Below are 19,858 nucleotides of genomic sequence, written 5' to 3'. Positions count from 1 at the left end.
ACCCCTGGTCCCGCGTTCCGCCTTCCCAAGTCCTACAATTGACGCGCCCTGCCCTTCAAGGCAACGATTTCAAGCAGGCGAGCAGCGACCTCCGGTCGGACCGCCGGGCCACCGCCACGCGCCGCCACGGCAGCCCGCCGACCTTCTCCGCCACGGCCGCGCTGAGGCAGACCGCGCTACAGGCCCCGAGCGCGTCGGCCAGACCGTCCTCCGCCGTCAGCGTCACGAAGGTCTCGGCGCTGCGCGGCGAGAAGAGAAGAACCGCGTCAAGCCGTCCCGCGGCCAGGGCCTCGCGCACCTCTGGTGCGAAGCCGTCGGCCGCTACGGCTTTATAGAGAACCACCCGATGCAGGGTAAAGCCCGCCGCCACGAGGGCGCCTTTGAGGTCGCCCGCCAGGCTGGCCCCGGCGCCGTGGAACAGGGCGCCGTCGGCCGGCTGCAGGCGCGCAGTCACCAGGCGTGCCAGGTCTTCGACGTCGCCGGCCGCGCTCTCGACCGCCGCGAAGCCGGCGCGGCGCGCCTCCTCGGCGCTGGCGTCGCCGACCGCGAAGACCGGCAGGTCGCGCCGGGGGGTGAGCGCGGCCAAGGCGCGCACGCCGTTGGCGCTGGTGAAGAGCAGGGCCTGGACGCCGACGAAGTCGAGTGCCGGCGGGGGATCGGCCGGCTCGATCCGCAGCAGCGGCTGGATCAGGGTCTGGTGCCCCTCGGCCTCGAGGGCCGCGGCCAGCGGCGCGGCGTCTTCCCGGGGCCGGGTCACCAGGACCCGCATCACGCCAGGACCCGCATCACGAGAGGGCGGCGATGAAGTCCGGTCCCGCTTTTCCGCGCAGCTCCTCGCCGGCGTCGCGCCCCAAGGCCTCGGCCTCGGCGGCGGATCCCCGCCGTTCCGTGCGGTGGGACTCGCTGCCGTCGGGCAGCGCGATCAGCGCGCGCAGACGCAGGGAGTCGTCGCCGTTCAGCTCGGCGAAGGCGGCGATCGGCGTGCGGCAGGAGCCGTCGAGCACCGCGAGGCAGGCGCGCTCGGCGGTCACCCGGCGGCCGGTCGGCGGATCGTCCAGCGCGGCCAGCCAGGCCGCGGTCCGCGCGTCGTCCGTCCGCGCGGTCACGGTAATCGCGCCCTGGGCCACGGCGGGCAGCATCTCCTCGGGCGCCAGCACCGCCGTCGCCTCGGCCTCCTGGCCGAGCCGCCGGAGACCGGCCAGCGCAAGGAGCGTGGCATCGACCTCGCCGTCGGCCAGCTTGCGCAGGCGCGTGCCGACGTTGCCGCGCAGCGGCACGACCGTGACGTCGGGACGGGCCAGCAGCACCTGGGCCTGGCGCCGCAGCGACGCGGTGCCGACCACGGCGCCGGACGGCAGCTCGGCGAGGCTGCCGGCGTCTGAGCAGAAGAGCGCGTCGCGCGGGTCCTCGCGCGGCAGGACCGCGCCGATCTCAAGGCCGTCGGGCAGCCAGGTCGGCAGGTCCTTCATGGAGTGGACCGCGATGTCGATTTGCCGGTCGAGCTGCGCCTCGTCCAGCTCCTTGACGAAGAGGCCCTTGCCGCCGATCTCGGCCAGGGTGCGGTCCTGGATCTTGTCGCCGCTGGTGCGGATCACGACGATCTCGACCGCGCCCTCGGCGGCGAGCTCGGGGTGGGCCTCGCCGAGGCGGCGGCGCACCTCCTCGGCCTGAACCAGGGCGAGCGGGCTGCCGCGCGTGCCGAGCTTGAGAAGCGGTGTGGTCATGGCGGAACAGCTTTAGGCCCGCAGGGGGTGACGCGCAAGGAATCTGGCGCCGCCCCGGGCAACAAGCTAGGGTCCTGGTCGAGAAACTCCGACGACCAGTCTATCGCCGGTAATCCTGCGATCAGGCCTCCTCACCCTCCACGGCTGCGCCGCGGATCCTCCCTCTCCCCCAACTTGGGTGAGAGGGCTGGGGTGAGGGGGCGACGAGGCAGATCAACGGAACTTCGAAACCGGGACACTAGGGTCCGGCCATGATCGTGCTCGGGATTGAAACAAGCTGCGACGAGACGGCGGCGGCGGTGGTCGACGAGACCCGGCGCATCCGCTCCAACCTCGTCCTGTCGCAGCTGGACCAGCACCGGCCCTTCGGCGGCGTGGTGCCCGAGATCGCGGCGCGCAGCCACCTCGACCATCTCGACAGCCTGGTCGCCCGAGCCCTCGACGAAGCCGGGGTCGGCTTCGACGCGCTCGACGGCGTTGCGGCGACCGCCGGCCCGGGACTGATCGGCGGCGTCTTCGTCGGCGTCATGACCGCCAAGGCCATCGCGCTGGCCCGGGGCCTGCCCTTCCTGGCGGTCAACCACCTGGAGGGCCACGCGCTGACCGCGCGCCTGACCGCCCCGCCTAACGAAGACCTCGGCTTTCCCTATCTGCTGCTCCAGGTCTCGGGCGGACACTGCCAGCTGGTCGCGGTCGAGGGCGTCGGCCGCTACCGCCGCCTGGGCACGACCATCGACGACGCCATCGGCGAGGCCTTCGACAAGGGCGCCAAGCTGCTCGGCCTGCCCTATCCCGGCGGCCCGGCGCTCGAGGCCGCGGCCGAGGGCGGCGATCCGGCCGGCTTCGACCTGCCCCGGCCCATGGTCGGACGCGATTCCCTGGACTTTTCCTTCTCGGGGCTCAAGACCGCGCTGCGCCACGCCGCGGTGTCGCGGGGGCTGGAGGGCGCCGGCGCCGGCGCGCCGGGCGTGGCCGACCTGGCCGCCGCCTTCCACGAAGCGGTCGGCGACGTGCTGGTCGACCGCTGCCGGCGGGCGCTCGCCCGCTTCCGGGACGACTACGGCGCGGCCGGCCCCCTGGTGGTCGCCGGCGGGGTCGCGGCCAACCGCTACCTGCGCGGCCGGCTCCAGGGCCTGGCCGAGGCGGAGGGCACGCGCCTGGTGGCGCCGCCCGCCAAGCTCTGCACCGACAACGCGGCCATGATCGCCTGGGCCGGGCTGGAGCGCCTGCGCCTCGGCCACCGGGACCCGCTCGATTTCGCGCCGCGGCCGCGCTGGCCGCTGGAGGAGACCGCCCTGGCGAGCGCGCCGGAACCCGTGTCGTGAGCGGCGGCGGCACCGGCATCCACCGGGTCGGCATCCTCGGCGCCGGCGCCTGGGGCACGGCGCTGGCCCACGTGCTGGCCCAAGGGGGCCGCGACGTCCTGCTCTGGGCGCGCCGCGGCGAGCTGGCGGAGGCGATCAACGCGACCCACGTCAACGCGCCCTACCTGCCCGCGGTGACCCTGTCCCCCGCGCTGCACGCCACCAGCCGTCCGGAGGATCTCGCCCCCTGCGAGGTCCTGCTGCTGGTGACGCCGGCCCAGCACATGCGCGCCATCGCCGCGCGCTTCGCGCCCCTGATCGGGGGCGACACGCCCCTGGTTCTCTGCTCCAAGGGCATCGAGCAGGCCGGCGGCGCGCTGATGACCGAGGTCGCCGCCGAGGTCCTGCCCGGGCGGCCGCTCGCCGTGCTCTCCGGGCCGACCTTCGCCATCGAGGTGGCGCGCGGTCTGCCCGCGGCGGTCACCCTGGCAGCCGACGACCAGGCGCTCGGCGCCGCGCTGGTCGAGACCCTGGGCAGCCGCCGCTTCCGGCCCTACCTGAGCGACGACCCGGTCGGGGCCGAGGTCGCCGGCGCGGTCAAGAACGTGATCGCGGTCGCCTGCGGCATCGTCGCCGGGCGGCGCCTGGGCGACAACGCGCGCGCGGCGCTGATCACAAGGGGCCTGGCCGAGATCGGCCGCCTGGCGGTCGCCAAGGGCGGCCGGGCCGAGACCCTGATGGGCCTCTCCGGGCTCGGCGACCTGACCCTGACCTGCTCGGCCATGCAGTCGCGCAACTTCTCGCTGGGCGCCGCGCTCGGCGAGGGCCGCACGCTCACCGAGATCATGGCCGAGCGGCGCAGCGTCGCCGAGGGCGTGCACTCGGCCGCCGCCCTCACCGCGCTGGCGGCGCGCCTCGGCGTGGAGATGCCGATCTCCGCCGCGGTCGACCAGGTGCTGAACCACGGGGCCGACATCGACCAGACGATCGAGGGTCTGCTGGCCCGGCCGTTCCGCGCCGAGAGCACATGACGATCAACAGAGGGGGAAAGCCGTGTTCTTCATCGTCCTGACCACCGACAAGCCCGACTCGGCCCAGATCCGCGCCGACAACCGCCCCGAGCACCTTGATTACCTGAAGAGCTTCGGCGCGCAGCTGGTCGCCGGCGGCGCCACGCTGACCGACGACGGCGAGGGCATGACCGGCAGCTTCCTGCTGGTCGACATGGCGGACCGCGCCGCGGTCGAGGCCTTCGCCGCGGGCGACCCCTTCGCCAAGGCCGGCCTCTTCGCGACGACCGAGATCCGCCGCTGGCGCAAGGTGATCTTCAACCCGCCGGCGGATTAGACTCCAAGGCTCGAATTGCCGGGCTGGTTTCGTTACTTATAAACCGCTTTCACCTTCGGAAGATCGGCCCGCGATGCCGATTCCGATCATGGATCGATGATCCGACACGATGCCGGGCTGGAATTACACGGTCGCGCTGGCCACCTTGATCATCGCCTTTTGCACGCTTCTCGACTGGCTGGTGAGTCGATCGGAGGAGGAAAGGGCAAGAGCGCAGCTGACCGAACTCTTCGTCAGACTCGACGACTATCGCTTCCGGCCTGCGATCGCGGCCCTCCAAGCGTACTTCAACCGGCTGTTCTCTGCCATTTATGGCGCGCGCTTGCGGTCGTGGCGGTTTTTCGCCGCTTCGGCGCTTTCCTCCTACTTCGCGATCGGTCTGGTGGCTATCCTGTTCCTGGCCACGGGCCGTTTCGGCGAAGAAGGCATCGCAAACGACGTCTTTCAGGCCATGATCGGCATGTCGCTCTTCGTCAACGTCTGGGTCGATATCGCCTCGCTTGCGGAAACCCGGTGGATTTTGCGCCAAGCCGAAGGCAAGTCCCTGGCCACCCTGATCCTGTTCCTACTCTTAGATCTGGTGTTTAGCGCGCTCTTGTACCTAGTGCCGTTCTATCTGCTGATGTCGCTGGGCGAGGGCGTTTTCGTGCCGCTCGGCGAAGTGGCGCGCGACGTCTTCTCCCTCTCCGAAACGACCGAGCCGCACATTCAGGTCATGTTCTTCTCGTCCTTCTTCGCCAGCGCCATGTTCTATGCCTTCATGATCTTCGCGTTCCTGGCTTGGCTGCTCGGCTTGGCCAAGTCGCGCTTGCTGATCGTGATCGAAAAGCTGGAGTCGTCCAATCATCTCTTTAAATCTCTCGGTGGACTGTTGACCGCCATTCTCGGCGTGGCGAAGGGGCTACAAGAGATTCTGTAGTTGCAAGATCCAGCCCAGCCCAAAGCTCACCGCCGACCGCGAGAATGATCACTTCTTAGTCGCTTTGCGTGATTTTTGGGCATTGCGCCGATTCCAGAATCGGCGCAGGCTTTTCAGCGCGATTTCCTGGGGACGGGTCGCAGCGGGCCGCCAAGAGCCCGCGATCGGCCCGGGCTTCCGGCAAGACCCGCGGCCGAGCGGGCCGCGAAAACACAAAGGAGGGGGGTTATGGACACCGATATCGGTGCGCTCACGGTCATCTTCACCGAATTCTACTACTGGGTCACGGTTCCCTTGATGTTCCTGATCCACGTCGGGTTCTGCATGTACGAGGTGGGCGCGACCCGGCGCAAGAACCACCTGCACACCCTGATGAAGAACACGATGCTGATCCCGCTGGTCACCATCACCTTCTTCTTCTTCGGCTGGTGGATCTACTTCGCCTTCCCCAACGGTCCCGGCATCACCGGCGGCCTTACGGAGAGCTCGAACGCCGTGCCCTGGGGCGAGCTGATGGGCACCCACCTCGGCGGTCCCGGCGTCAACGACCCGCAGGCGGTCGGCTACGGGGCGGAGCTGGGCAACAGCTTCTGGGCCCGACTGAACGGCGTGTTCTGGGCCGCCTTCCTGCTGTTCTCCTGGACCGCGGCCTCGATCGTGTCCGGGGCGACCATCGAGCGGATCCGGCCCTCGGCCTTCTGGATCCTCGCGGTCGTGATCGGCTCGTTCACCTGGATCATCGACGCGGCCTGGGGCTGGCACCCCGACGGCTGGATGGTGACCCAGCTGGGCTATCACGACGCCTACGCGTCCGGCGTGATCCACGCGATCGCCGGCGGCTTCGCGCTCGGCGTGATCGTTCCCCTGGGCGCGCGCATCGGCAAATTCGCGCCCGACGGCACGCCCCGGAACATCAACCCCCACAACAAGTGGCTGGTGACGATCGGGCTGTTCCTGATCTACACCGGTTTCTGGGGCTTCTACGTGGCCTGCAACGTGCCGCTGATCGATCACGGGACGCTCGGCGGCGCCGAAGGCAAGGTGAACTTCACCGCGACCACGATCTACCTGACCCCGACAACCCTGTCGGCGATCGTGTTCAACTTCCTCATGTCGCTGTCGGGCGGCCTGCTGGCCGGCTACATCGTCTCCAGGGGCGAGGCCTTCTGGACCTATTCCTGCGGACTCGCGGGCGTGATCACGGCCTCGGCCGGTAACGACCTCTATCACCCGATCCAGGCCATGCTGATCGGCGCGGTGGGCGCGTTCTGCGCCTACAAACTGCACTTCTGGGTCGAGCGGCGCTTCAAGATCGACGACCCGGTGGGCGCGATCGCAGTGCACGGCTACGCCGGCTTCATCGGCCTGGTCATCGCCGGATTCGTGCTCTGGGGCCACCCGGCCACGGCCGCCTACCACGAGAATGTCGCGGTGATCACCCCCTGGGGGCAGTTCGCTGGGGCCTGCATCATGTTCATCGTGCTCGGCTTCATCCCGGCCTACATCGTGGCCTCGATCCTGAAGGCCATGGGACGGCTCCGGGTGCCCGAGAGCGTCGAGCTCGTCGGACTCGACATGAGCGCCGAGTTCGCCGAGGAGGTCGACGCGATCGAGATTTCCGAAGCCGATGTCGCCGAGGCCAAGCGCCTCGGACTGCTTTCGTGACGGGAGGATGAACCATGTCGACGACAATCGTTGAAACCTGGAGCGGGGCGGACCTGTCCCAGCTCGGCCCGATCTATCCCATGGTCGGGACCGAGTTCGTGCTGTTCCTTCTCGGACTCGCCTTCTGGATCGGCTTCCACGTCCTGCAGTCCAGGATCGAGAGCCGGGAAATGGAAGAGGACGACAAGGCGGCACGAACGCCGGAACGCCTGAAGCGGGTGTTCTCCGCCGAAGCCGAGGAGTAGCGCGTCCTTTTGGCCGGAAGGCCGGTCCGTCCGGCCCTTCGGGTCCCCATTGGCGCAGCAGCGTCCGCCAGCCGGGCCTGCTGCGCCTTTTCTTTGCGCGGTATCCGAGGAGACCTCGGCTTGACGGTCGGACTTGATTTCCAGGCGCGCGAGAGCCGATATGACAGCCTGACCGAAGAACGTGGGAGGAGAAGCCGCCATGGCCTATTGGCTGATGAAGTCGGAGCCGGGGACCTGGTCCTGGGACGACCAGGTGCGCGACGGCACGGCCGAGTGGGACGGCGTGCGCAACCACCAGGCGGCTGCCAACATGAAGGCCATGAAGATCGGCGACCAGGTCTTCTTCTACCACTCGGTCAACGAGAAGCAGGTGGTCGGCATCGCCGAGGTGGTGAAGGAGTACTACCCCGACCCGACCGACGCCTCGGGCCGCTTCGGCATGGTCGACATCAAGGCCATCAAGCCCATGGCGAGCCCGGTGACCCTGGCCCAGATCAAGGCCGAGCCACGGCTCCACGACCTGGCTCTGGTGCGTCAGTCTCGGCTCTCGGTCATGCCGATCGACGAGGATTCGTGGAAGCTGATCTGCCGGATGGGCGACACGGCCCCGTGAGCGAAGCGCTAGCCCTCTGCCGGCTGGACGAGATCGAGGACGGCGAGGGCCGCGGCTTCACCCTGGGCGAGGGCATCGACGCGACCGACCTCTTGGTGGTGCGCCAGGGCGAGAAAGTCTACGGCTACCTCAATTCCTGCCCCCACGCCGGCACGCCCCTGGACTGGGTGCCGGACCGCTTCCTGAACGGCGACGGCAGCCGCCTGATGTGCCACACCCACGGCGCGCTGTTCCGGATCGAGGACGGCTTCTGCACGGCCGGCCCCTGCGCGGGCGACAGCCTGACTCCCGTCGCGGTCGCGGTCGACCCGGGCGGCCGTGTTGTGCTGATCGGCCCTGCGGAGGCGGGCTGAAGGTCTGCCGGGAAGGCTTGCGGGGGCTCGTCGCGTCCTCGTTTCGCCGCCTTGTTTTGGCTCGGAAATCCGACAATAATCTTGACCTTGCGCAGGGACAGAACCGCGCCGATCAGGTCCAATCGAGGCCGGTCGAGGAACAAGGGGGATCGCCAGCATGTTCGAAGTTCAAGTCCATCCGGTTTCCGAAGACTGGGCCAAGCGGGCCTGGACGAATGAAGCGGGCTATTTCAAGGATTACGAGCGGTCGGTCACCGACCCCGAGGGCTACTGGGCCGAAGAGGGCAAGCGGATCGACTGGTTCAAGCCCTACAGCAAGGTCAAGGACGTCAACTACGGCCCCGGCGACGTCCACATCCGCTGGTACTACGACGGCACGCTGAACGCCGCCTACAACTGCCTGGACCGGCACCTGGAGAAGCGCGGCGACCAGGTCGCGATCATCTGGGAAGGCGACGATCCGGGCGACGACAAGAAGATCACCTACCGTGAGCTCCACGAGGAGGTCTGCCGCCTGGCCAACGGGCTCCTCTCGATCGGCGCCAAGAAGGGCGACCGGATCACGATCTACATGCCGATGATCCCCGAGGCCGCGGTCGCCATGCTGGCCTGCGCCCGGATCGGCGCGATCCACTCGGTCGTGTTCGGCGGGTTCTCGCCCGACGCGCTGGCCGGACGGATCCACGACTGCGACTCCAACATCATCATCACCGCCGACGAGGGCGTCCGCGGTGGCCGCAAGGTCCCGCTCAAGAAGAACTCCGACGCGGCGATCGAGCGCACCTCGAGCATCGAGAAGTGCGTCGTGGTCAAGCGCACCGGCGGCGACGTCGCCTGGAGCGACGGGCGCGACGTCTGGTACCACGACCTGATTGCAGAGGCCTCGCCCGAGCACAAGCCGGAGGAGATGAACGCCGAGGACCCGCTGTTCATCCTCTACACCTCCGGCTCGACCGGAACGCCCAAGGGCGTGCTGCACACGACCGGCGGCTACATGGTCTACGCCTCGATGACCCACCAGTACGTCTTCGACTACCACGAGGGCGACATCTACTGGTGCACCGCCGATGTCGGCTGGGTCACGGGACACAGCTACATCCTCTATGGGCCGCTGGCCAACGGCGCCACCACGCTGATGTTCGAGGGCGTACCGAACTATCCGGACTTCGGGCGGTTCTGGCAGGTCTGCGACAAGCACAAGGTCAACACCTTCTATACCGCGCCGACCGCGATCCGCGCGCTGATGCGCGAGGGCGACGACCCGGTCAAGAGCACCAGCCGGTCCACCCTGCGCCTTCTGGGCTCGGTCGGCGAGCCGATCAACCCCGAGGCCTGGGAGTGGTACTACCAGATCGTCGGCGACGGGCGCTGCCCGATCGTCGACACTTGGTGGCAGACCGAGACCGGCGGCATCCTGATCACCCCGCTGCCGGGCGCGACGCCGCTCAAGCCGGGCTCGGCGACGCGGCCCTTCTTCGGCATCAAGCCGCTGATCGTCGACAACGAAGGCAAGCCGCTGGAGGGCGCGACCGAAGGCAACCTCTGCATCGCGGACTCCTGGCCGGGCCAGATGCGCACGGTCTACGGCGACCACGAGCGCTTCATCCAGACCTACTTCTCGACCTATCCCGGCCGCTACTTCTCCGGCGACGGCTGCCGCCGCGACGAGGACGGCTACTACTGGATCACCGGTCGGGTCGACGACGTGATCAACGTCTCGGGCCACCGCATGGGCACGGCCGAGGTCGAGAGCGCGTTGGTCGCGCACGACAAGGTCGCCGAGGCGGCCGTGGTCGGCTATCCCCACGACATCAAGGGCCAGGGCATATACGCCTATGTCACCCTCAACGTCGGCGAGGAGCCGACCGAGGAGCTGCGCAAGGAGCTGGTCCAGTGGGTCCGCAAGGAGATCGGGCCGATCGCCTCGCCGGACCTGATCCAGTGGGCGCCCGGCCTGCCCAAGACCCGCTCGGGCAAGATCATGCGGCGCATCCTCCGGAAGATCGCCGAGAACGACTACTCGAACCTGGGCGACACCTCGACCCTGGCGGACCCGGGCGTGGTCAACGAGCTGGTCGACAACCGCATGAACCGGGCCTGAGCTTTCGAAACGGTCCTGAGTTACGGTCCTGAACTGGCGCGGGCCGGGCGATCGCCCGGCCCGCGCTCGTTCTAGAGCAGATCCGGGCTTGATGAATCGCTAAAGGCGATTCGTCAAACCCGGCGAATCTGCTCTAACTCAATGATGTAGATCGGATTCACATGTTTAGACGTAAGCAGGATCGGCTTCCGTCTAAACATGATCCGATCTACACGCCCTTCGTCACCAGGCGCTGGCCGCTGCCGCGCCGATTGAAGCCCGCCGCGATCTCCAGCACCTGGTCGTCCTCGACCGTGTCGCCGGGCATGGGCACCAGGGCGAGTGGATTTGGATCGGTCGCGTCGGACGGCGTGCCGACCCGGCGGTAGGTGGTCCGCCAGCGCTTGCGGTCGACATCGCACAGACAGTAGCCGCGGAACAGGCCGTTGAAGAACTCGATCTGCGGGTTCTTCGCGGGCAGGCCCGCCTTGACGATGCCGTCGATCGGTCGCGGGTCGAGAGCCGCGAAGGTCGAAGAGATCGCGGTGCAGACGAACTCGGCCGCCAGGATGTCGGACTGGGGATCGTCGAAGTCCTTCAGCAGATTCGCGCCCCAGGCCGAGTGGATGTCGCCAGTCAGCACCACGGGGTTCGAGGGGCGCCTCTTGTCCAGGAAGCGGAAGATGCGATCGCGCGCCGCGCCGTAGCCGTCCCAGGCGTCGATGTTGAGGATGTCTGAGACCTGACTAAACAGGGGCTCCACGAAGGGCTGCTGCGCCGGCGGCACCGAGAAGAACAGCGTATCGACCAGGTTCCAGCGGGTCACCATGACCTGCTGCGCCAGCACGTTCCAGGTCGCCCGGCTGCGCCGCAGGCCCCGCTTCAGCCAGCGCTCCTGGCGTCCGCCGAGCATCTCGGCCGCGTCGCTCTCGATCGCGGGGTCGAACAGCGTCTCGCCGAGAATCGGCTCCAAAGCGGCGCTGTCGGGATCGGCCGAGCCGAAGCCGTCCTCGGCCGGCTGGTCGGTCCGGAACTGCCGCGTGTCGAGCACGAAGAGCGAGGCGAGGCGGCCAAAGTCGAGCCGGCGGTAGAGCTGGATCCGGTTGCCGCCGTCGCGCAGCCCGACGCCCGGCCCGTAGGGCATCGTCTCGTTCAGCACCTGGAAGGCGTTGCGGCGGCGCTGGAGGAACTCCTCGTCCTGAAACGGCGCGCCCTCCTCGGCGATCGGGCCGGCCACGTTGTTGTCGACCTCGTGGTCGTCCGGCGTGTGGACCACCGGAAAACGCGCTTCGGCGTCCTGCAGGTCCTGGTCGAGGCGGTAGAGCGCGTAGCGGTTGCGATAGTCCTCAACCGAGAAGATTTCCGGGCCGTTGTGCACCCGGCCCGGGTCGATGGGAGTCGAGGTCGGGCCGTCTTCATAAATGTAGTCGCCGACGTGGACTATGAAGTCGAGGTCCTGGCTGACGATGTCGCGGAAGGCGGTGTAGAAGCCCTGCTCATAGTTCTGGCAGGACACCAGGGCGAAGCGCATGCGCGCCGCACGGGCCCGCTGTCCCCCGTCGTCGAAGTCGCCCCCATCGTCGTCTTCCTCGAATTCGTGGCCGTCGTCGTCGAACTCGTGATCGTCGTCGCCGAGCGCCGGGAAGGTGCGGGTCCGGCCGATCCGGCTCGCTTCACCCAGGGCCTCGAAGCGGTAGTAGAGCCAGCGGTTTGCCGGCAGGCCGCCGGCCAGGACGCGCAGGGCGTGGCCGTTCTGCGGCAGGGCGACCGCCCGGCCGCGCCGGATGACCCGGAGCATGTCAGGATCGGTCGCGACCGCCCAAGTCACCGGCACGGGCTCCGGCGCCATGCCGCCGCCGTTGAGCGGGTCAGGTGCGAGGCGAGTCCAGAGCGTGACGTGGTGCGCGCCCGGGTCGCCCGAACCGACGCCCAGCGTGAAGAGCGGCGAAGAGCCCGACGCCCCGGCCGCCAGGCCCTTCAGGATCGCCGGCGCGGCAACCAGCCCACCGCCCACGGTGTAGAGAACCCGCCGCCTGGAAATCACCCTGCCATTCATCGGGACTTGCCTCTTCCTTTCCGATTCGAGCCAGCCACACTAGAGCCTAGCATCAGTGTCCCTTTGATTCATAAGTTCGACCACTCGAACTTATGAATCGGAACACTAGGACCGCCGCGAGTCAGTAGCATTGCATACGCGTGACGGTCTTGTGTTCCGCGGGCGGCCGGTCACGTCGATTTTATTGGGGACCGACCCGAAGCAAGCTAGGATCGCCAAGCAGCCGCATCAGGATGGAAGGATCGACGATGCTCCGCAAGTTCGCCTGCCACACGGCGGCGGTGGCGCTCGCCGCCGCGCTGCTGGCGGCCCCGGCCGCCGCCAAGGAGACCTATTACTTCGATCCGGGCCATACCGAGATCTTCTTCGGCTGGAGCCACGCGGGCGTGTCCATGCAGCACGGCGAGTTCACCAGGGCCAAGGGCAAGCTGATTCTCGATCCCGAGAACGTGGAGAACTCGAGCATCGTCGTCTCGATCGACACGAGCAGCGTCTCGACCGGGGTGCCCGCGCTGGACAAGCACTTGAAGGCCGCCGACTACCTGAACGTCGAGAAGTACCCGGAGATCACCTTCAAGAGCACGGCGGTGAAGCGCACCGGCGAGAAAACCGCCGATGTGACCGGCGACCTGACCATCCACGGCGTGACCAAGCCGGTCACCCTGCAGGTCGAACTGACCCACCGCGGCCCCCACCCGGTGGCCAAGTTCATCGACTACTACAGGGGCGACTGGGTGGCCTTCGCCGCCAGGACCGAGATCGACCACCTGGCGTTCAACGTCGGCAGCATCTCGACCGGCATGATCTTCATCGAGATCAACACGGAGATGATGGACCGCGAGAATTAGTCTCACGGTCAAGTAGAAGGGCCGGTCGTCTCTTGCAGACTGCCGGCTCTTTTCTGGCCAAGGCCTGTGGACATTTCATTCGTGTTTTGATAGACACTGCGTCCCGCGCTGAGGGCGGGAACCCTTTCGAAGGAAACGAGACCCCGATGAACGAGCAAGAAATGAGAATCATCGGGTCGGCCTGTTTCCGCGCCGGTTAGCCACCGCGTCTTTTCATGAGCGCCGCGGCCGACCGCCGGGCGCCGATCCTGAAATTTCAACCTTCGAGAACCGGCTGAGAACCATGCCGGTTTAATCCGCGCGTGCGCGTGGGCCCCGTCGCCCGTGCCGCTTCGGCGCGCGGAAGACGCTGGGCTATTGCCGTGAGTAGGAACGTTTTAAACAGCTGGGACGTGGAGCGCTTCATCGCGCAGGTCCGCGGGACCACCGAGAACCCGACCATCGGGCGCTGGCTCGACCGCGTCGCGCGTCGCTGGATCATCAAGGATTTCCCGGCGGCGGGCCGGGTCGTGCGGCTGCGCCGTCCGGCTGGCGAAGGCGGGAGCTTCGTGGACGTGGAGTGGCCCACCGACGCCGCCGAGGCCTGCAACCCGTGCTTCGAGACAACCTACGAAAGCCCGCACCCGGACTGGCTGGAAGCGGCGCTTCCGAATGGCGTCTACTGGATCGACATGGAAGGCCGGCTTGCCCAGGAGCTGGCGGTCGAACTGTCCGGTGTCCTAACCTATTTCAAGAGCCTCGATGCCGACAAACTCGGCCGCATCGAGCGGGTCGCCCTGCCCGACGCCGTGGCGCAGGCAAGGCGCTTCAGCGCGGACGCCAGGCGGTACACAGACCAGACTCTGGTCAGCTTCCCCGACGGTTTTCGCATCGCCCTCCTGGAGACCCCCGAGTCGCTCGCCCAGGAGGGCGCGCGGATGAACCACTGCGTGGCGAGCTATGCCGACTATCTCGGCAAGGGCATCGACATCCTTTCCCTGCGCGATCCTCAGGACCGGCCCCACGTGACCATGGAGGTCGAGGAAGGAAAATGGCTGGACCAGGTCAAGGGCAAGGCCAACGGCCCGGTGGCCGACACCTACAGACCGATGATCGAGTCGCTGATCGTGCAACTCGGCCTGTCGATTCGGGGCGATCAGGAGCTGGTCGGCATCACCAGCCGGTCGTTCCGTGCCGATGATCCCGAGAGCTGGCGACATCAGCCGCGGCTCGCACAGGAGATCCGACGGGAAATCTGCGGCCTGTCCTGCAACAGTCTCGATTCCGACGTCTTCTATGGCGATCTCAGGGCTTCCCTGAAAGACCTGGATAACGAGACCTGGTCCTGGTTGATCGAGCTCTTCCGTGGTCCGAATGGCGCGTTCGCCTGGCCGGAGCCCAGCAGTTCCTTCGAGATCGGCGCCGAGTGGTTCTTCGTGGCTGCAATTCGATTTCCCGGAAGCCTCTTCTGGCTGTTGGGGGACGACGCGCGTAGCCGTGCCTTGGAGCAGCAGATCCTCGAGGATCTGGAGAATCTCATCCTCTGCTTCTGTCGAGAAGACGACCGGACGCTCCTCTGCCATCGAGGGCACCTCCAGCATGTCCAGCGCGACATCGGGCACTTGCGCCGCACGCACGTTCAACGGGTGCGCCGGAACTACGAGCGGACCTGCCGGCGACTCGGCCGCCGGACGGTGAAGAAGATCCACTCGAAGCAGACACTGGCGCTCTGGAGCAAGAACGCCCAGAAGTTCGAGAAGCGCCTGCGCGATGAGAAAGGGACCTATCTCTGAGGCATCAGGTACTCAGCGCCTCGGCCAGATCCCGGGCCTTGGCCTCGATCTCCGCTTCCGGTACGCCGGCGTAGCCGAGCATGAGGCCGTTGTCGTTCGCCTGCTCCAGGTAGTAGGCCGAGAGCGGCCAGACCGTGATGCCGGCCGCCGCCGCGCGGTCCGCCATCTCCAGGTCGCTCATCCGTCCGGCCAGCGCCGGGGTCGGGCGGGCGACCAGGTGCATGCCGGCCTCGTCGGGCGCGACCGTCAGAAGCCCCGAAAGGTGGCGTCCGGCGGCGGCGACCAGGGCGGCCTGGCGCTCGGCGTAGAGCAGGCGCATGCGGCGCAGGTGGGCGGCGAAATGGCCCTCGTCGATGAAGTCGGCGAGCACCGGCTGGACAACCGCCGAGGGGTGGTCGTCGACCGCCCGCCGGGCCTGGGCGAAGGCCTCGGCGAGGTCTTCCGGGACCACGATGTAGCCCAGCCTGATCGAGGGGAACAAGACCTTGGAGAAGCTGCCGAGATAGATCACCCGGTCGCCGCCGGGCGGCTCGAGGCCCTGCATCGCCGTCAGCGGACGGCCGGCGTAGCGGAACTCGCTGTCGTAGTCGTCCTCCAGGATCCAGGCGTCGGCGCCGCGCGCCCAGTCGAGCAGCGCGAGGCGGCGGGCCAGGGTCATGGTGACGCCGAGCGGGTATTGGTGCGAGGGCGAGACGATCGCCAGGCGCGCGTCCGGCGCCCGCGCGACACCGGCCTCGAGCGAGAGACCCTCGCCGTCGACCGGTACTGGCACGATCTCGGCCCCGTTGGCGACCAGCGGTCCGCGCAGCCCCGGATAGCCGGGTTCCTCGATCCAGACCCGGTCACCGGGATCGAGCAGGAAGCGCGCCGTCAGGTCGAGGCCCTGCTGGGCGCCGCTGGTGATGATCACCTGCCCGGCGCTGCAGTCCAGAGCCCGCACCGCCCGGAGATAGTTGGCGATGGCGCGGCGCAGCGGCGGGTAGCCGGCCGGGTCGCCGTGGGCCAGGAGATCGCGCGGCGGCCGGCGCCAGACCCGCGCCAGCGCGCGGGACCAGAGCTCGAAGGGAAAGCTCTCGACCTCGGGGAAGCCGGGTGAGAAGGCCCGGTGGCGTGGGCCCCGCGAGACCGGTGGCGCCAGCAGGGCCCGGCCGCGCCGCGACAGAGCGGCGCTTCGGCGGTCCGCCGGCGGCGCGTCCCGCCCGGGCCGGGCGGAGAGAAGCTCTTCCGGCAGCACCTGGGACACGTAGGTGCCGGAGCCGAGCTGACCCTCGAGATAGCCCTCGCTGTAGAGCTGGTCGTAGGCGCCGACCACGGTGTTGCGCGAGCAGCGCAGCTCGCGCGCCAGGCCGCGCGACGAGGGCAGGCGGGTGCCCGGCGCGAGGCGTCCGGCAAGCACCGCCTCGCGCACCTGGCGGTAGAGCTGGCGCTGCAGGGGCTCGGCCCCGTCCCGGTCGAGTCCCAGGGCGATCAGAGCGGCGCTGTCGGAGCGTGACATGAAGCAGTGCAAAGTGGTTCTACGAACAGGCCAAAAGCGGATCTTTCGACCGCTCCACTTGTACCTTAGACTGGCCCGCAAATCGGCGGCAAGGGGCAGGCCATGGAGTCGAAACCGCGCATCCTGGTTTTCCAGCATATCGCCCTGGAGCATCCCGGCGTCTTCCGGGAGTTCCTGGCCGCCGACGGCGTCGCCTGGGACGCCGTCGAGCTCGACGAGGGCGAGGCCATTCCGCCGCTCGAGGGCTACGACGCGCTCTGGGTCATGGGCGGCCCTATGGACGTTTGGGAGGAGGACCAGCACCCCTGGCTGAAGCCGGAGAAGGAAGCGATCCGCCGCGCGGTGGCGGAACGCAAGATGCCGTTTCTCGGACTCTGCCTGGGTCATCAGCTTCTGGCCGAGGCCTTGGGCGGAAAGGTCGGCAAGGCGGCCCAGCCGGAGATCGGCGTGATGGAGGTCGCGCTGACCGAAGCCGGCCGGCGCTCGCCGCTGCTCGCCGGGCTGCCCGAGACACACGCCTGCCTGCAGTGGCACGGCGCCGAGGTGCTGGAGCCGCCCGAGGGCGCCGAGATCCTGGCCGCCTCGCCGGCCTGCCGGGTCCAGGCCCTGTCCTGGGGCGACCGGGCGCTCGGCATCCAGTACCACGTCGAGCTGACCGAGACGACGGTCGAGGAGTGGGGCGGCATTCCGGCCTACGAGGCCGCCCTTGAAAGGAGCCTGGGGCCCGGCGCCCTGCCGAAGATGAAGGCGGAGGCCGACCGCCACATGGCCGGGTTCAAGGCCAATGCCCGCCGGATCTATGACAACTTCATGGCCCTCATGGTCGAGGCCTGAGGCGACCGATGCGACAGGTATCCGGCCGGACTCTCGATCGCCTGCCGAGCGGCGCCCGCCCCGAGCGTGCGCCGCTGGAGGGGCGCTCGGTCCTCCTGGAGCCGGTCGATCCCGCGCGGCACGGGTCCGAGCTCTATGCCCTGGCCCACGCCGACGATGAGGCCCGCGCCCTCTGGGCCTATCTGCCCTACGGCCCCTTCGACAGCGAGACCGCCTTTGCCGACTGGCTGGAGGGCTGCGCCGCCTCGGCCGACCCGCTGTTCTTCGCCATTCGCGACAAGTCCGATGGCCGCGCGGCCGGCATGGCGAGCTACCTCAACATCGTGCCGGCCCACGGCAGCATCGAGATCGGCCATATCTGGTTCTCGCCGCCGCTGCAGAACACCCGGGCCTCGACCGAGGCGCTCTACGAGATGATGCGCCACGCTCTCGACGACCTGGGCTACCGGCGCATGGAGTGGAAGTGCAACGCGCTCAACGAGGGGTCGCGGCGCGCCGCGCTGCGCCTCGGCTTCACCTTCGAGGGCATCTTCTACCAGCACCTGGTCGTCAAGGGCTGCAACCGGGATTCGGCCTGGTACTCGATCCTCGACGGCGAGTGGCCGCGCCTGAGGACCGCCTACGGGACCTGGCTGGCGGACGAGAATTTCGATGGAGAGGGGCGGCAGAAACAGGCGTTGAGCGCGCTGACGGCGAGCCCGGATTGAAGAGAAAAAGTGCCCAGCTTTAACTTGTCATGCCCGGGCGGGCGTAGCCCAAGTGCTCCGCACTCCCGGGCATCCAGGGCTACCGCAGGCCAACGCCAACAAACCCTGGATGCCCGGATCAAGTCAGGGCATGACAGAAAGAGTTGAACGAGAGTTAGGACCCGCGAGTCTTGGGCCTAGAAGTCGATGCAGCGGCCGTTGACTTCCCAGTCGCCGTAGCGGGTCGGCTCGGGGCCGCTCGGGCCGCCGATCTCCTTCTTCGACTCGGGCTTGTTCTGAGCGGACACTTTCTCAGCCTTCTCCGCCTTACCCGCCGGCACCGTCCTCACCGGCCGCGGGCCCGGCTTCTTCTCCGATCCGGGCACCGCGGGGGCTGGGCTGATATCGTGTCGCTTGAAGGAGCTACTCATAAAGCAGATATGGCGATGGCACCGGCCTCTGCCAAGGCTTGACGGGCCTTCCGCCCGAGCCCACCTGGATTCTTTTGGGCACGGGAACACGGCGGAAGGAGAGCGATGAACACCCTGCGCACCGGCGTGCTGCTGGCCGTGATGACGGCCCTCTTCCTGGCGGTCGGATTCATGATCGGCGGCGAGGTCGGCATGCTCGTCGCCCTGGGCGTCGCCGTCGCCATGAACGCCTTCGCCTACTGGAACTCGGACAAGCTGGTGCTGAGCATGTACGGCGCGCGCGAGGTGGACTCGCGGTCTGGCGGGCAGGCGGCGCAGCTCCACGCCCTGGTCGGACAGCTGGCCGACAACGCCGGCCTGCCCATGCCGAAGGTCTACATCATCGACAACGATCAGCCCAACGCCTTCGCCACGGGCCGCAACCCGCAGAACGCGGCCGTCGCGGCGACCACCGGCCTGCTGCGCCGGCTCAGCTCCGAAGAAGTCGCGGGGGTGATGGCCCACGAGCTGGCCCACGTGAAGAACCGCGACACCCTGACCATGACGATCACGGCGACGATCGCGGGCGCGCTTTCCATGCTGGCCAACTTCGGGCTCTTCTTCGGCGGCAACCGCAATTCGCCGCTCGGCTTCGTCGGCGTCCTGCTGGTCGCGATCCTGGCGCCGATGGCGGCCGCGCTGGTGCAGATGGCGATCAGCCGCTCGCGCGAGTACGAGGCCGACCGGGTCGGCGCGGAAATCTGCGGCCGGCCGCTCTGGCTCGCCTCGGCGCTGGAGAAGATCCAGAACGCCGCCCAGCGAATCGACAACGACGCGGCCGAACGCAACCCGGCGACGGCCCACATGTTCATCATCAACCCGTTGCACGCGCACAAGGTCGACAACCTCTTTTCGACCCACCCCAACACGGCCAACCGGGTCGCCGCGCTGCGCCGCATGGCGCAGGAGATGGGCCAGGCGGCGGGCGGCCCCTGGGGCTGAGCGTCACGGCACCTGAGCGCGCCTTTAGGGAGGAAACCATGACGATCGCAACGTCACTCCGAAGAATCGGCCTGGCATTCGGCGTTTTGTTGCTGGTGGCCGCTTGTGCCGGTACCGAGAGCACGCAGGCCCGCTTCGAAGCCGAGTGCCAAGCGGCTGGAATCGACGCGGGTTCGGAGCGCTTTGCCGCCTGCGTCGAGGAAAGATGGTCGCGCTACCGCCCCTCGACCCGGGGCCGCGGCGGCGGACGCTAGAGCAGATCCGCGTTTGACGGAATCGCCAGAGGCGATCCGACAAATCTGGTGAATCTGCTCCAACAAATTGATGTCGAGCGAAACCTGGAGCGGCCTCGCCTCGGGTTTCTCGGCCGGGCGCGACGGCGAAAGCCCGATACGACCAAAGCGGGAGTCGTCACGCGCGACATAAACCTCTAGGCTGACGCCGTCCGGTGAGCGTCGGACCGGGCAAGCAATTCCGGCGCTCCCGTCCCTCTCGCCCATTTCGA

General features: G+C 68.2%; 20 protein-coding genes. 15 read left to right on the top strand and 5 right to left on the bottom strand.

Annotated elements, in window-relative coordinates; all coding sequences use genetic code 11:
- Nucleotides 1-55: 55 nt before the first annotated feature.
- On the bottom strand, nt 56-769 hold the full coding sequence (locus QNJ67_21490; protein ID MDJ0611562.1) for a uroporphyrinogen-III synthase: 714 nt from the start codon (nt 767-769) through the stop codon (nt 56-58).
- Between the two features lie 16 nt (nt 770-785).
- Nucleotides 786-1,724, bottom strand: coding sequence for a hydroxymethylbilane synthase (hemC, locus tag QNJ67_21485; protein MDJ0611561.1), 939 nt, complete (start codon nt 1,722-1,724; stop codon nt 786-788).
- A gap of 251 nt (nt 1,725-1,975) precedes the next feature.
- Here hemC and tsaD point away from each other — a divergent pair, with 251 nt between their 5' ends.
- From tsaD to acs, 9 genes are all read left to right on the top strand, one after another.
- Nucleotides 1,976-3,049, top strand: coding sequence for a tRNA (adenosine(37)-N6)-threonylcarbamoyltransferase complex transferase subunit TsaD (gene tsaD, locus QNJ67_21480; GenBank protein MDJ0611560.1), 1,074 nt, complete (start codon nt 1,976-1,978; stop codon nt 3,047-3,049).
- Nucleotides 3,046-4,059 (top strand): NAD(P)H-dependent glycerol-3-phosphate dehydrogenase, encoded by a 1,014-nt coding sequence (locus tag QNJ67_21475; GenBank protein ID MDJ0611559.1) that lies wholly within the window; start codon nt 3,046-3,048, stop codon nt 4,057-4,059. Before tsaD ends, QNJ67_21475 begins: the two co-directional genes overlap by 4 nt.
- Nucleotides 4,060-4,081: 22 nt before the next feature.
- Nucleotides 4,082-4,375 (top strand): YciI family protein, encoded by a 294-nt coding sequence (locus QNJ67_21470; protein ID MDJ0611558.1) that lies wholly within the window; start codon nt 4,082-4,084, stop codon nt 4,373-4,375.
- Between the two features lie 109 nt (nt 4,376-4,484).
- On the top strand, nt 4,485-5,294 hold the full coding sequence (locus QNJ67_21465) for a hypothetical protein (protein ID MDJ0611557.1): 810 nt from the start codon (nt 4,485-4,487) through the stop codon (nt 5,292-5,294).
- A gap of 228 nt (nt 5,295-5,522) precedes the next feature.
- Nucleotides 5,523-6,959 carry an ammonium transporter gene (locus tag QNJ67_21460; protein ID MDJ0611556.1) on the top strand — a complete coding sequence of 479 codons (1,437 nt, stop codon included), beginning with the start codon at nt 5,523-5,525 and terminating at the stop codon, nt 6,957-6,959.
- A 14-nt stretch (nt 6,960-6,973) separates the two neighbouring features.
- A complete protein-coding gene (locus tag QNJ67_21455; GenBank protein ID MDJ0611555.1) occupies nt 6,974-7,204 on the top strand; it encodes a hypothetical protein in 231 nt (76 codons plus the stop codon).
- A 199-nt stretch (nt 7,205-7,403) separates the two neighbouring features.
- Entirely contained in the window at nt 7,404-7,817 is a 414-nt protein-coding gene (locus QNJ67_21450; protein ID MDJ0611554.1) for an EVE domain-containing protein, read from the top strand.
- A complete protein-coding gene (locus QNJ67_21445) occupies nt 7,814-8,170 on the top strand; it encodes a Rieske 2Fe-2S domain-containing protein (protein ID MDJ0611553.1) in 357 nt (118 codons plus the stop codon). The genes QNJ67_21450 and QNJ67_21445 overlap by 4 nt, the downstream gene beginning before the upstream one ends.
- A gap of 157 nt (nt 8,171-8,327) precedes the next feature.
- Nucleotides 8,328-10,271: an acetate--CoA ligase gene (gene acs / locus QNJ67_21440; GenBank protein ID MDJ0611552.1), complete on the top strand. Its 1,944-nt coding sequence runs from the start codon at nt 8,328-8,330 to the stop codon at nt 10,269-10,271.
- 208 nt (nt 10,272-10,479) lie between these two features.
- Here the strand turns inward: acs and QNJ67_21435 are convergent, their stop codons facing one another.
- On the bottom strand, nt 10,480-12,306 hold the full coding sequence (locus QNJ67_21435) for an alkaline phosphatase D family protein (protein ID MDJ0611551.1): 1,827 nt from the start codon (nt 12,304-12,306) through the stop codon (nt 10,480-10,482).
- A gap of 248 nt (nt 12,307-12,554) precedes the next feature.
- On the opposite strand from QNJ67_21435, the gene QNJ67_21430 reads away from it, so the two are divergent.
- Nucleotides 12,555-13,154 (top strand): YceI family protein, encoded by a 600-nt coding sequence (locus tag QNJ67_21430; GenBank protein ID MDJ0611550.1) that lies wholly within the window; start codon nt 12,555-12,557, stop codon nt 13,152-13,154.
- 362 nt (nt 13,155-13,516) lie between these two features.
- Nucleotides 13,517-14,926 carry a PcfJ domain-containing protein gene (locus tag QNJ67_21425; GenBank protein ID MDJ0611549.1) on the top strand — a complete coding sequence of 470 codons (1,410 nt, stop codon included), beginning with the start codon at nt 13,517-13,519 and terminating at the stop codon, nt 14,924-14,926.
- A 4-nt stretch (nt 14,927-14,930) separates the two neighbouring features.
- On the opposite strand, the gene QNJ67_21420 is transcribed toward QNJ67_21425, so the two are convergent.
- Nucleotides 14,931-16,421, bottom strand: coding sequence for a PLP-dependent aminotransferase family protein (locus tag QNJ67_21420; protein ID MDJ0611548.1), 1,491 nt, complete (start codon nt 16,419-16,421; stop codon nt 14,931-14,933).
- A 102-nt stretch (nt 16,422-16,523) separates the two neighbouring features.
- On the opposite strand from QNJ67_21420, the gene QNJ67_21415 reads away from it, so the two are divergent.
- Nucleotides 16,524-17,255, top strand: a complete 732-nt coding sequence (locus QNJ67_21415; GenBank protein MDJ0611547.1) for a type 1 glutamine amidotransferase — start codon at nt 16,524-16,526, stop codon at nt 17,253-17,255.
- Between the two features lie 8 nt (nt 17,256-17,263).
- Entirely contained in the window at nt 17,264-17,962 is a 699-nt protein-coding gene (locus QNJ67_21410; protein MDJ0611546.1) for a GNAT family protein, read from the top strand.
- Between the two features lie 176 nt (nt 17,963-18,138).
- Here the strand turns inward: QNJ67_21410 and QNJ67_21405 are convergent, their stop codons facing one another.
- The gene (locus tag QNJ67_21405) at nt 18,139-18,327 is read right to left on the bottom strand and encodes a DUF1674 domain-containing protein (protein ID MDJ0611545.1); all 189 of its coding nucleotides are present in this window, start codon (nt 18,325-18,327) and stop codon (nt 18,139-18,141) included.
- 150 nt (nt 18,328-18,477) lie between these two features.
- Between QNJ67_21405 and htpX the strand changes: the two genes are divergently transcribed.
- Nucleotides 18,478-19,353 (top strand): zinc metalloprotease HtpX, encoded by an 876-nt coding sequence (gene htpX, locus QNJ67_21400; GenBank protein MDJ0611544.1) that lies wholly within the window; start codon nt 18,478-18,480, stop codon nt 19,351-19,353.
- 38 nt (nt 19,354-19,391) lie between these two features.
- Nucleotides 19,392-19,607, top strand: coding sequence for a hypothetical protein (locus QNJ67_21395; protein ID MDJ0611543.1), 216 nt, complete (start codon nt 19,392-19,394; stop codon nt 19,605-19,607).
- Nucleotides 19,608-19,858 lie beyond the last annotated feature (251 nt).

The sequence above is a fragment of the Kiloniellales bacterium genome, from assembly GCA_030064845.1.
In the GTDB taxonomy this organism is placed as follows: domain Bacteria; phylum Pseudomonadota; class Alphaproteobacteria; order Kiloniellales; family JAKSDN01; genus JASJEC01.
The sequence above is the reverse complement of the archived record's forward strand: the minus strand, read 5'-3'. Positions and strand labels throughout refer to the sequence as shown.